Source organism: Salinicola halimionae, from assembly GCF_003206065.1.
Lineage (GTDB): Bacteria > Pseudomonadota > Gammaproteobacteria > Pseudomonadales > Halomonadaceae > Salinicola > Salinicola halimionae.
The window spans coordinates 66,369-79,542 of sequence record NZ_PZJQ01000004.1; the positions used below are offsets into that span (position 1 = coordinate 66,369).

Genomic DNA, 13,174 nt, shown 5'->3' on the forward strand with positions numbered 1-13,174 from the left:
AAATGCCGGTAGCTGTTTCAAAATCACTACATAATAAAATAATAAGTCACTCGGCAGCGCTCCCTGAAGAATGAGGAGGTGAGATACTCAATCGACTTTGAGGGCGATCTTGGCTCTCTTGTCTTTCCGATTCGTCAGTTCCATGGCTCAGGAGGCTATCGATGGCATTGCCCGTGAACTCAGACCAGGATGTAAAGTCGCTGGAAAAGGCGGATTCCAATGCTGGCGTCGCCGAATGGCTTGCCACTCTGGTGAAAGCCGCTGCGGCAGGAAAGTCGGAAAGCCAGGAAGGCATTGAAGTCGACGAGGCTGATGGAACGGGCGACGCCACCGATGACGTGTCTGAGGAAACCGATCTCAGTCCCGACGACATCCGAGAGAAATACGATGTTCCCGACTTTTCCGAAGATGGTCTTATGGAGGTCAAGGTCGGTGATGACACTACCGTAGGCGAGAAAGCGGCAGCGGACTTCATCAACGGTATCCGTGATGACGTCGAGAGCGGGAAGCTCGATGAGGATTCGGATGAAGCGAAACTGGTTGACCTGATCGATGCCCAGGGCGCCACCGAGAATGGCTACGATCTCTACGGCTACGTTGAACTGATGGAGTCCGGCGGCTCGACCTATCGTCAGACGCAGACGGACCCGACTCATCTTACCGGCGACGATGCCAAGGCGATCATCGATGAAGATGAGTTGGCCAAACAGATTTCCGATCTGATGCAGAAGGAAGGTATCAGCAAGCGTTACGACGATGCCCTGCAAGGGGCAATCGAGAGCATACCCAAAGAGACGAAAGCGGATATCGCCGACAAGGTGGACAAGGCGCTATTCGAGCCCGACGGGAAGGATCCCAATCTGGGCTTCGAAGACTACGTCATCGCCATGAAGGAAAAGGCGGAGGCAACGGACGATGAAGAGCTGTCAGACAAGCTCCAGGATGAGGTCGACAACTACTTCGAAGCGCTACAGGCGCTGGAGCCGGATAGCTACAAGGATCGGAAGCAGACTTTCGATCAGAACATGATGACGCACCAGTTGGACTCCTATATGGAGAACCCCGATTCGGTGGATGCCGAAAACGTCAGCACTGGCCTGCGGGACACGATCGATATCGTGCAGGCCGGGGTCAACAGCACGCTTCAGAGCCTCGACAAGTCCGACAAGTCTTATAACGCCTATCAGACACTGAACAAGGATCTGGAGTCCTTCAAGCAGTCATTGCCCAGCCTGTCGCCGGAGGGTCACAAGAAGCTGGCCAAGGCACTGCAGTTGGCAACCGAGATCACCAATCGTCCTGGGATCACCCAAAACGAGAAGAACAAACTGTTCCAGTCGGTCATCAACGACAACCTGAAATCGCTGCCCGAGGCGGAAAGAGGGGCCTTCAAGAAGCTGCTCGACTCGGCGAGTTCCACCGGCACGTTGGGCGCGATGAGTGGCACGATGAGCCTGATCAGCGGCGGCATGCAGATATCCAATGGCGGCTGGGACGACATGTCCACCGACGAGCGGGTTGCGGCCGTCAGGGATCTGGTCGGGGCACTGAGTTTCGGCAACGATTTCGCCCGGTTCGGTTCGAACCTCATCGAAACGCTATCGGGCAAGGTCGATGTTCCCGGCGTCGAGGGTGGCATCCCACGAGCGCAGGCGACCTCATGGCTGGGGCTTTTGGGCGACAACTTCCCGGATATCTGGAGAACGGGGGCCGACGTCAAGGCCGACCTGTTCTCCGAGGCAATCAGTACCCGAGTCAACAAGGCCTCCGAGAACCTGGGCAATCAAGGTATTCCGCTGGACGATCTTGACGAGAACGGGCGCAAGAACTTCGAAAAGCTGGCGGAAAACCTGGGCAACCAGATGATCGACACGGGGTCTCGAACCTCCGGTGGAGATATCGCCAAGAATGCCGGGCGTTCGTTCCTTCGCTTCATGGGGGGCGCGGGCTTGGATATCACCGGTGGCGTCATGGATCTCGTCAGTGGCGTCAAGAAGTTGAAGGATGCCGACAACGCCTTGGAAAGGGCCGGGGCCGGCCTTCAGATTGGTCTCGGCGCCTCGGGTACCGGCATGGCGATCGCCAATACGGTTTCGATGTTCGCGCCCAGCGGGAGCAATCTGGCCGCCAACATCGGTGGGATCGGCACCCGCGTGATGAGCGGTGTGTTCATGGGGGCTCGCGTGGCTGGACCGGTGCTGGGTGTCGTCGGCACCATTTTTGGTATCGCCGGGACGCTGATTGCCGAGGCGATCAACCATAAGAAGCTGCAGAAGTTGACCGATTCCCAGGGCGAGTTCTTCAAGGATCTCTCCGAGTACGGCGTGACCGAGGACGACTGGGGCGACAAGCTCGAGTTTGCCCGGTACGAATCCTATATGTATGGCGGTCGCGACTCGCCGGACGATCAGTCGATCTTCGAATATCAGGCCGACGAGTGGGAGCACTTCCAAAACACCGAAGGCGAGAATGGCAGTTCGTTGCCGCGTTTGGCGCCCCATCTGCATGAAGATGGCGACCCTGATGAGAAAAATCTTTGGGAAAAGCATCTGGATGGCGGTACCACGCGACAGAATGGCAAGGACAGCTACTACAAAACCGATGATTGGCGTCCCTGGGGCGACACGGATACGGAAATACTGGACCCTGCAGATGAATCTGGTTTGCCACGTTATGGAGATAGTGGCGGTGCGGGCACCTTCAGCGATTTTAGAGAAGATATCGACCGTGTCGATATCGGCTCCATCGAGTTGGCAGACGATGGCCGCGTCGTCTTCGTGAAAGATGGCGTCAAGCAGATCATCGATCCGAAGGCCGGGGACAGCCATTCCGACAAGGACACTCGAACCGAGATCATCGACTACCTCAAGGGGCTTTACGGTCTCGCCCATCCGGACGGGGAAAAAAGTCAGCAACGTATCGACGAGATGGAGAGCGTATTCGCTCAGACCGACCGTTACAACGACGTCGATGCCATCGGCAATTACATCGAGGCGGACGACCCCGCCGCTTGGGACGAGAATCCGGATACGGTTGATATCTTTGGGGACAGTGGCAGTCCGGGCAGCTTCGGAGACTTCAAGGAGGATATGGACAAGGTCGATGTGGCCTCGATCCGCGTGTTCGACGATGGCCAGGTCTATTTCAAGAAGTCGGGCACCTGGTATGTGCTCACGCCGAATGCCAACAGCAAGATCGACGGTGAGTTCGATAAATTCACCGGCTATCTCGAGGAACTCTACGACATCACCCACGACGATGGGGTGCTGAACAAGCGCCTCGCGGCGCAGATCGATGAAGTGTTCGGGAGTACCGACGATTACAACGATCTCGACGATCTCAAGGAGTTTCTCGATATCGCCTGAATAGACCGGCGAGGGAATCAGTCACCTTGCTGGAGCATCAAAATGACAAGGTCCGACTGTAGTCCTACCGGCCAGAGCCTTTCTTGCAACCTATAAAAAAGCCGCTGCACAGGCAGCGGCAATCGATCGTCAAGGAACGGCGTCCAAGCGAATGCTCGCTTGCGACGCATTCATATCGCCTTCGAAGGCAGGGGTACCCCGGCGATGGCCGGGGTACCACCCTGAAACGAGATCAGAAGTTGTAGCGCACCAGCAGGTCGGTCTCGTCGTTACCGTAGTCGCTATCGTCGATGTTCCGCGAGTCGTCGAACTTCTGTTCGACCGCGAGAATCAGATTGTCGTCGAACAAAAGCCACGCCGCGCCAGCGAGATAGAACGCGTTACGTGCGTCGGAGTCTCGATCCTCGAGCCGGTTGAGCCCCGTGTAGAGCTGCACCGTGCCGGGAACCTGGCCCTTGACGTTGTAGAGCGCGACGCCTTCGTAGCCCCGTGCCTCATCGACGATTCCGTCGCCGCTTTCGACCCCGCTGAAGTCACCGTCACGAACCAGGTTGTGATACTCCCCGGCGGTCAGGGCGAAGTACCAGTTGCCCGGCGTCCACCGCGCGGCCAGCAGCCCGGAATCGACATTCTCGTCGGTCTTGTCGCCATTGCTGAGTTCGCCGTCGATATCACTATGGGTATAGGTAAAGCCGAACGACCACTCTTCCGTCGGCTGGTAGACCGCCGCGCCTTGGGCTGTATATTTCCGGTCCAGGCCGGTGAGATTGCCGCTATAGCCGACGGAGCTGGGGACGTCGTCTCTGGAGGTCTGATAGAGCACGCCGAGTGTCCAATCCCCCCAGCTGTTCTTGTAGGAAATGGCATTGTCGGGCCGGCCGTTACCGTCAAATCCGCCATCACTGGAAGCGCCGTTGAATGAGCCCTGCGCCGTTGCCCCGTTGTACCAGAACCAGTCCGTCCAGTAGGCGACCATGTCGTACCACAACGAATACTGCTTGCCGACCAGAATGGTGCCGTAGTCGTCGTGACTGGCGCCAGCATAGAGCAAACGCTTGTAGTGGTTGTCGGTGCCGTCCTCGAAGAATGGATCGAACCCCCACTCCGCGCGAGCGATCGATGACCAGCCGCCCTCGAAGTTGTGCTCGTGAATCAGACGGACGCGTGACCCCGCATTCTTGGGATCGTGATCGTCGTGCACGTTGTCGACGAAGCTGCTTCCCGCGGCAATACGGCCGCTGAAGGTCAGTTTGTCCTGCGTCGTCTCGTAAAGCGTCACGGCCAATGCGGATTGACTGGCCAAAAGCGTCCCGGTAGCGATGAGGGTCGCCACAAAAGTTTTATTCATCATGATGACTCTTACTAGCTGTTTTTATAAAAAGTGTTCACTCGTTTTCGAGAGTGCGGTCACTGCTTCGATGACAATGGTCGCGTAGGCGATCAGTTGTTATTGACGGCTTGGCTATCCACGAACTCTTCGAGCGAAAGCTGGCGGTCACTGTCGACATCGGCGGTACCGAAGGCGCCCATGAGATCGGAATCCGAGCGTGCTTCGCTGACGTCGATGACGCCATCACCGTTGCTGTCGAGCGTGTTGAATTGCTCGACGACCGCTGGCGATACACTCATTTCCAGCTTTCCACGCTCGAAACTGCCAGCGCCGTCACCCGCCGGGGTGTAGTTCTGGCAACCTGCCAATACCACGACGGCGGCGGTGGTGAAGAGTCCTGTTGTTATGGACTTCATGTTCAAGAACATCTTGAGCTCCCTTGCAGGAGTGGGTTTTGGGGCTATCCCCCGCTTTTTGGCCGCAGGCGCNNGCGCCTGCGGCCAAATCTGTTGTTATTGGATCGTGGTGGGCGCTAGGCCGCTTCGCTTTCGAGAAACGCCGCCTTGAGCAGCGCCTGGGTATAGGCCTCTTTGGGCTGACTGAAGATCATCTCTGTCGAGCCCTGTTCGATGACGCGACCTTCCTTCATCACCAGCACGTCGTCGGAGAGCGCGCGAACGACCGACAGATCGTGGCTGATGAACAGATAGGTCAGGCCGTGCTTCTTCTGCAGATCCCGCAGCAGATCGATGACGCGCACCTGCACCGAACGATCCAGCGCCGAGGTTGGCTCGTCGAGCAGCAGCAGCTCGGGTTTGAGAATCAGCGCGCGGGCGATGGCGATGCGCTGGCGCTGGCCGCCGGAGAATTCGTGCGGATAGCGATTGCGCATCGACGGATCCAGCGCGACTTCCTCGAGTGCCGCGATGACCTCGGCCTCACGTTGACGGCGGTTCAGCTCGGGATGGTGAACCTTCAAGCCTTCGCTGATGATGTCGCCCACCGTCATGCGCGGAGAGAGCGAGCCGAACGGATCCTGGAACACCACCTGCAGGCGCGAGCGCAGCGGGCGCATCCCGGATTTGTCGAGCCCGGAGATGTCGGCCTCTTCGAAGCGGATTTCACCTTCGGATTTCAGTAGCCGCAGCAGGGCGCGGCCGAGCGTGGACTTGCCGGAGCCGGACTCGCCGACGATGCCCAACGTCTGCCCGCGGCGAATCGACAGGTCGATACCCCGCACGGCCTCGAAGTACTCGTTCTTGCCGAACAGACGCTTCTTGAGCGCGAAGCGCACCTTGACGTCTTGCCCGCTCAGCAGTACCGGCGAATCCGCCGGCGCGGGCTCCTTGCGTCCGCGCGGAATCGCGTCCAGCAGCATGCGGGTATAGTCGTGCTGAGGGTTGTCGAAGACATCGAGCGTACGTCCGCTTTCGACCACTTCGCCGTAGCGCATCACCGCGACGTGATCGGCGAAGTGCCGAACGATGCTCAAGTCATGGGTGATGAACAGAATCGCCATGCCGTATTTTGCCTGCAGCGACTTGAGCAGCTCGAGAATCTGCGCCTGCACGGTGACGTCCAGCGCCGTGGTCGGCTCGTCGGCGATCAACAGCTTGGGCTCGCCGGCCAGGGCCATGGCGATCATCACGCGTTGGCGCTGACCGCCGGAAAGCTCGTAGGGGTAGCTGTCGATGCGTCGTTCCGGCTCGGGAATGCCGACCTGGTTCAACAGCTCGAGCACGCGCTGACGGTTGGCCTTGCCCTTGAGCTGCTTGTGCCGGATCAGCACTTCGCCGATCTGGCGGCCGATGCGATGCAGCGGGTTGAGCGAGGTCATCGGCTCCTGGAAGATCATCGAGATGTCGTTGCCGCGAACCCGGCGCATGCGCTTGGGCGTGACCTCCAGCAGGTTCTCGCCGTTGAAGCGGATCGCACCGGTGGTCTCGGCGAGCTCCGGTAGCAGGCGCATGGCGGCGGTCGAGGTCACCGACTTGCCGGAGCCGGATTCGCCGACCAGGGCCAGCGTCTCGCCTTCGGCGATGGAGAAGCTCACGTCCTTGACCGCCGTCACCGGGCCATTGGGCAGCTGGAAAGTGACGCTGAGCTTGTCGATTTCGAGCAGAGATTGAGTCATCGAGTTTTCCTCAGCGCGTGCGGGGGTCGAGGGCATCTCGCAGCCCATCGCCCAGGAAGTTGAGACAGAAAAGCGTGAGCGCGAGGAAGATCGACGGTACCAGCAGCATCCACGGCGCACTCTCCATCATGTCGACGCCTTCGGAGATCAGTACGCCCCAGCTGGTCAGCGGTTCCTGCACGCCGAGGCCCAGGAACGACAGGAAGCTCTCGAGCAGGATCACCTTGGGCACGGTCAGGGTGACGTAGATGATCACCGGGCCGATGGCGTTGGGAATCAGATGGCGGGTGACGATCTTGGTGTCGCGCACGCCCAGCGCATGGGCGGCCTCGATGAACTCGCGCCGTTTCAGTGCCAGCGTCTGGCCGCGCACGATACGTGCCATGTCGAGCCACTCCACGGCTCCGATGGCGGCGTAGATCAGGAAGATGTTGCGTCCGAACACAACCATCAACAGGATCACCAGGAACATGAACGGCAGCGAATACATGATGTCGACGAAGCGCATCATGTAGTTGTCGACGCGGCCGCCCAGATAGCCCGAGATCGCGCCATATAGCACGCCGATCACCAGACTGACGAACGACGCGACCAGCGCCACCGATAGCGAGACGCGTCCGCCGTAGAGCACGCGAGTGAGCAGATCGCGACCGTTGGCATCGGTGCCCAGATAATGGGCGTTTTCCAGCGTGGGGCCCGTGCCGAAAGCATTCCAGTCGACCTCGGCGAGTCCCCATGGCAGCAGCCACGGGCCGACGATACACACCACGATGATGGCGATCAGCAGACCGAGACTGAGCATGGCAGCCCGGTTTTGAGAGAGCCGCCGCCAGGCATCCTTGGCCAGGCTTTCGCCCGCCGGCGCACCTTCGATCGCCGGGTCAGGGGCCTTGGGCGGATTGGGCCCGCCGGCAGGTAACGGCGCACCGTGGGTTTGTTCGCCGCTGTAGGGCGTGGATTCAGTCGTCATTAGCGGCCTCCCGACGTTGTTGCGGATTGGTTTTTGTCATGAATTAGTCGTCGTAGCGGATTTGCGGGTCGAGCGCCGAGTAAAGCAGGTCGACGATCAGGTTCATCAACACGATCAGCACGCCGTAGAAGACCACGGTGCCCATCACCAGGGTGTAGTCACGGTTGAGTGCCCCCTGAACGAAGTAGCGGCCGATACCGGGGATACCGAAGATCTGTTCGATCACGACGGAACCCGTGATGATCCCGGCGATGGCCGGCCCGAGATAGGACATCACTGGCAACAGAGCGGGGCGGATGGCGTGACGCCAGATCACTTCGCCTTCATTGAGCCCCTTGGCGCGGGCGGTGCGGATGAAGTGGCTGCCCAGCACCTCGATCATGCTGGCCCGCATCATCCGGGCGATATAGGCGATCTGCTGAATCGACAGCGCCACTACCGGCAGCACCAGGTTGGGCAGGGCGCCGCCGTTCCAGCCACCGGCAGGCAGCCAGCCCAACAAAACGCCGAATACCAGCGCGAAGATCGGGGCGAGCACGAAGTTGGGCACTGCGATACCGGTCAATGCCGTCCCCATGACCACGTAATCCACGGTCGAGTTGCGCTTGATCGCCGCCGCAATGCCCAGCGGCAGCCCGACAAGCAGCGCGAGTAGAATCGCCAGCCCCCCGATTTCCAGACTGACCGGGAACCCCTGCATGATCAGCTCGGTGACCGAGAAATCCTTGTACTTGAACGACGGCCCGAAATCGCCCTGCAGCAGGTTGCCCATGTAGCGCAGATACTGCATCGGCAGCGGCTCGTCGAGGTGATACGCCGCCATCAGGTTGGCTTCGATCTCCGGCGGCAGCTGGCGCTCGCCGTCGAACGGGCCGCCCGGCGCCACCCGCATCAGGAAGAACGAGATCGTGATCACGATCAGCAGAGTGGGAATCGCCTGCAGCAGGCGCTTGAGGGTGTAGATCAGCATGCGGAATCACCTGAGCCTGAACGTGGCGGCGTCTTCGAGAGAATCATTGCTCGCTCTCCTGGAGATAGCGCAGCGGGTGAACGTCCATCGGATTGCTCTCCCAGCCCTGAATTCGAGGGGAGACCAGATGAACGGAGACGTAGTCGTAGAGTGGCAGCAGTGCGTAGTCGTCCAGCAGTCGCTGCTGGGCACGGGTCATCAACTGGCGGCGTTTCTGCGGATCGAGCTCCGCTGTGCTGGCGGCGACCAGCGCGTCGTACTCCGCATCGTGATAGCCGCTGCTCTGGCTGGCCGAGCCGTTGTCGGCGTAGGCATTGAGAAAATCGAACGGATCGTTGATGGTCGCCACCATCCCGTAGCGCGCGACTTCGAAGTTGCCTTCTCGAATCGTGGCGTAGTGCACCGCGGCTTCGGCGTTGATCAGTTCCACCTCCACGCCCAGCGGCTTCCACATCGCGGCCACGGCCACCGCGATCTTCTTGTGATCCTCGAGCGTGTTGTAGTTGAGGCGTAGATGAAGCGGGTGAGCGGGGCTGTAGCCCGCTTCCCGCATCAACGCCGTGGCGCGTTTCATTCGCTCGTCCATCGACAGGTTGGCGAAATCGAACTCGCCCTGGGGGGTGTTGGCGGTGTTGCGCGGCACGTACCAGAACGAGGGTGTCTGGCCCTGACCCAGAATCTGGTCGGTGATGACGTCGCGGCGGACGGCTAGGTTGAGGGCTTCGCGGACGCGTTTATCTGCCAGCGGCTGGCCGTCGTGGAGGTTGAACATGTAGAAATATTCGGCGGTCAGCGGCCCGACCCGAAGCGCCTCGCCCAGGTTCTCCCGAGCCCAGTCGAAACGCGAGGCGGGCACGCTCGAATAGGCGATGTCCATCTCCCCGGTACGGAAGCGATTCAGTGCGGCGTTGGCGTCGTCGATCGGATAGAACACGACCTTGTCGACGGCGACCTCGTCGGCGTCGTAGTAGCGCGAATTACTGGTCACCACGATCTGCGACTGCGGCTGCCACTGGCTCAGCGTAAAGGCGCCGCTGGAGACGGTGTTGCCCGGTTCGACCCAGCCATCGCCGGCCTTGGCCAACACGTGCTCGGGCAGCGGTGACGCTTCGGTCATCGCCAGCGCCTGCAGGAACCAGGCGGTAGGCTGGGTGAGGTGAATACGCAGCGTATGGGTGTCGACGGCCTCGACGCCGAGCGCGCTGCCGTCCTTCTCGCCGGTGTTGATCGCTCGGGCGTTGACGATGGGGTAATAGAGATTGGCGTTCTGGTTGGCGATCGTCGGTTCCAGCACACGGCGCAGCGCGAACACGGCGTCGTCCGCGGTGATCGGCTCGCCATCCGACCATTCGGCATCGCGGAGATGGAAAGTGTAGGTCTTGCCGTCGTCGCTGATCTCCCAGCTTTCGGCAAGGCCAGGCTCGAGGCTGCCATCGGCGGCGTAGCTGACCAGCCGTTCGAACAGCGCCCGGGTGATACGGGTTTCCCAGACGCCGTTGGTCTTCTGCGGATCGAGGGAGCCCGGCTCGGCGCCGTTGGCGATATCGACCGAAAAGGCCTGTGCTGGGCCGGCCAAAGCGCCCAGCGTGAGGCTTCCCAGCGCGGCCAATGTTCGAGGTGAAATCATCTTGTGGTGTTTCGAAGTCATCGTGTAATGCGTCCCCCGGCCGCCGATCGCAGCCATTGTGCGATTCGACGGACTGGTGATTCGAGTTGTTATGTCGTCAATCGGCCTCGAGCGAGAACCAGCGCGACAGGTGTCGATTGAGCGCGTTGTCTTTCCACCCGGCTAGCTTCGGATTGACCAGATTGCGCGAGACGTCGACGTAGATCGGCGCCACCGCATAGTCGGAGAGCGCCTGGCGCTCGGCCTGCTCGAGCAGTCGTTGACGCGCATCCATGTCGGTTTCGCGGCTGGCCTGATCCATCAACTGATCGAAGGCATCGCTTTGGTAGCCGCCGTAGTTCTTGGGCGAATCGCTCTGCAGAATGCCGAGGAAGTTGCTGGCATCGTCGAAATCGGCGACCCAGCTGCCGCGGCCGACATCGAAGTTGCCGGCGGCAAGCTCGGCGTAGTGGACCGCGCCTTCGGCGTTGATCAGCTGCGTCTCGACGCCCAGCGGCTGCCACATCGCGGCCAGCGCCACGGCGATGCGCTTGTTGGCCTCGGTGGTGGAGTAGCGCAGGGTCAGTTCCAGCGGATGGTCGGCGTCGTAGCCGGCGTCCTCGAGCAGGCCCTTGGCCTTGGCGACCCGGTCGTCCATCGACTGATCCAGGCCAGGCATGGTCTGGGCCTCGAAATGGCTGACGCCGTCGGGTACGAAACCGCTGGCGGGGGAAACGACGCCACCCATGATCTGATTGGCGATGACATCGCGGCGGATGGCCAGGTTGAGCGCTTCGCGCACGCGCTTGTCGGCAGTCGGGTGGCCATCGCGCTGGTTGAGCGCGAAGTAGTAGTTGGCCAGCTGCGGCGCGAGATGAACGGCGTCGGACAGGTTTTGTTGCAACCACTGGTATCGATCCGGCGAGAAGTCGCGGACGATATCCAGACCGCCGGCGCGGAAGCGCTGGAGGCCGGCGCTGCGATCCTCGACCGGATAGTAGTCGACGCCGTCGAGAGCGACGTCGCCGGCGGCATGGAACTCGGGGTTCTTGCGCGCGGCGATGTGATCGTGGGAAACCCAGCTGGTCGGGGTAAAGGCGCCATTGGTGGCGATATGATCCATCTGGGTCCAGTCGTTGCCGAATTGCTCGACCAGATGGGAAGGCACCGGAGACGCGGCGATATGTGCCAGCAGCGTCGGGAAGTAGGGCGTCGGTTGATCGAGCGTGATCTTCAGCGTCTTGGCGTCGACGGCTTCGACGCCGAGAGCCGGGGCGTCTTTTTCACCCTTGGTGTGCGCTTCGGCGCCGCGAATCGGGTAGAACAGGCTGGCGTAGACCGCGCCATTGGCCGGATCGAACAGGCGCTGGAAAGCGAGCACGAAGTCCTTGGTGACCACGGGTTTACCGTCCGACCAGTTGGCATCGTCGCGGAGCTTGAAGGTATAAACGGTGCCGTCGTCACTGACGTCCCAACTGCTGGCCGCGCCGGGAATGTAGTCACCGCCCGGGTCCAACGTGACCAGGCCCTCGAAGAGATCTCCCAGGACGTCGTTTTCCCAGGTGGTGCCGCCGATCCGCGCGGTATCCAGCGAGGCCGGCTCGCCCTGGATGCCGATCTCCAGGGTTGCGGCCAGGGCGGTGTTGGCAAATGCGAGCGTCCCCAGCAGCAGGGGTAGCCACAGGCGGCGCCGGCGTACGGCGCGGTAATGGAATTCGGGCATGATCGAGTTCGTCCGTTGTCGTCGATTGTTGTCGCCGATTTGTTGTCGTCGATGGTCGTACTGGGAAAACCGCTCCCGACTCGATACTAGCGCTACCCTGCGTCTGCCGCCGATTTTCTCGTCAGACATCGCCCGTCTAAGACAGCGCCCGTCAAAAATAGCGGCGCACGGCGCACAACTGTCTTGCATAATCGCTGCCGCCGAGGCGACGACATTCGATCCGCGCGTTGTTGGTCGGCGAATGCAGCATGCGGTCCTCGCCGAGATAGAGCGCGACGTGATCGACCACCAGCCGGCCTTCGTCGTTGGGCTTCTCGAAAAACAGCAGATCGCCCGCACATCGCTCGCCTGGCTCGACCGGCTGACCCGCCTTGACCTGATCGTGAGCATCGCGTGGCAATGCGATACCCACGGCGGCGAACAGGCTGTGAACCAGTCCCGAGCAGTCGTAGCCGAAGCTCGAGTTGCCGGCCCACAGATAGCGCAGGCCGTCGAAGCGCCGCCCCAGCGTCTCCAGCGTCGCGGCAGTCGCCGGGAAACCCTCGCCCGGCAGATGGACGCTGTCGCGTGGCAACCAGCCGCGGCCGAGCGACGTCTCCACCCAGACGCGGGAGGGGTCTTTACCGTCGGGAGACGTGGCCAGGCGCAGCCGCGTCAGAAAGCTCAACTTCAGCGACTCGCCCGACGGCAAACCTCTCAACCAGGTGATTGGCGCAATGACGCAAGCGCTGTCGACGTGATCAGGCCGGCAGCCGGGGTCATCGTGTAATTGTCGCGCCGGCAGCCAACCGGGATAGCCGCGGTCGTCGAGCGAGGAGGCCTGGCTCGGCACCACCACGCGGCACCATTCGAGGCCCTGGCTATCGACCGTTCGCTCGAGGATCTCGACCGGCGTGTCCAGCAGCACTTGGGTGGCGAGCCGCTTTTCCTGGCACAGGGCGAGGCGCGTGTCGTCATCCAGTGCCGCCAACCAGCGCTCGAGCAGAACTGGATTGGCCAGCGCCGGGGCATCGATCGCCCGCGGCGCTTCGGGGGAGGCCCACATTCCGGCGACGGCGACGGCGACGCAGCTCATG

At 61.2% G+C, this 13,174-nt stretch carries 9 protein-coding genes; 1 reads left to right on the plus strand and 8 read right to left on the minus strand.

All coding sequences use genetic code 11. The features are described 5' to 3' along the window. Positions 1–161: 161 nt before the first annotated feature. The gene (locus DOM27_RS06285) at positions 162–3,365 is read left to right on the plus strand and encodes a hypothetical protein (protein WP_110655223.1); all 3,204 of its coding nucleotides are present in this window, start codon (positions 162–164) and stop codon (positions 3,363–3,365) included. A gap of 232 nt (positions 3,366–3,597) precedes the next feature. On the opposite strand, the gene DOM27_RS06290 is transcribed toward DOM27_RS06285, so the two are convergent. From DOM27_RS06290 to DOM27_RS06325, 8 genes are all read right to left on the minus strand, one after another. Continuing rightward, entirely contained in the window at positions 3,598–4,716 is a 1,119-nt protein-coding gene (locus tag DOM27_RS06290) for a porin (protein WP_110655224.1), read from the minus strand. 89 nt (positions 4,717–4,805) lie between these two features. Further along, entirely contained in the window at positions 4,806–5,111 is a 306-nt protein-coding gene (locus tag DOM27_RS06295) for an EF-hand domain-containing protein (protein ID WP_157956725.1), read from the minus strand. Between the two features lie 116 nt (positions 5,112–5,227). Then, on the minus strand, positions 5,228–6,829 hold the full coding sequence (locus DOM27_RS06300) for an ABC transporter ATP-binding protein (RefSeq protein WP_110655226.1): 1,602 nt from the start codon (positions 6,827–6,829) through the stop codon (positions 5,228–5,230). 10 nt (positions 6,830–6,839) lie between these two features. Beyond that, positions 6,840–7,799, minus strand: a complete 960-nt coding sequence (locus DOM27_RS06305) for an ABC transporter permease (protein WP_110655227.1) — start codon at positions 7,797–7,799, stop codon at positions 6,840–6,842. Positions 7,800–7,842: 43 nt separating this feature from the next. Next, positions 7,843–8,769: an oligopeptide ABC transporter permease OppB gene (gene oppB, locus DOM27_RS06310; RefSeq protein WP_110655228.1), complete on the minus strand. Its 927-nt coding sequence runs from the start codon at positions 8,767–8,769 to the stop codon at positions 7,843–7,845. Between the two features lie 43 nt (positions 8,770–8,812). Continuing rightward, the gene (locus tag DOM27_RS06315) at positions 8,813–10,396 is read right to left on the minus strand and encodes a peptide ABC transporter substrate-binding protein (protein ID WP_110656357.1); all 1,584 of its coding nucleotides are present in this window, start codon (positions 10,394–10,396) and stop codon (positions 8,813–8,815) included. Between the two features lie 97 nt (positions 10,397–10,493). Beyond that, on the minus strand, positions 10,494–12,098 hold the full coding sequence (locus DOM27_RS06320) for a peptide ABC transporter substrate-binding protein (protein ID WP_110655229.1): 1,605 nt from the start codon (positions 12,096–12,098) through the stop codon (positions 10,494–10,496). Positions 12,099–12,249: 151 nt separating this feature from the next. Beyond that, entirely contained in the window at positions 12,250–13,173 is a 924-nt protein-coding gene (locus DOM27_RS06325) for a C40 family peptidase (RefSeq protein WP_110655230.1), read from the minus strand. Position 13,174: the final 1 nt, after the last annotated feature.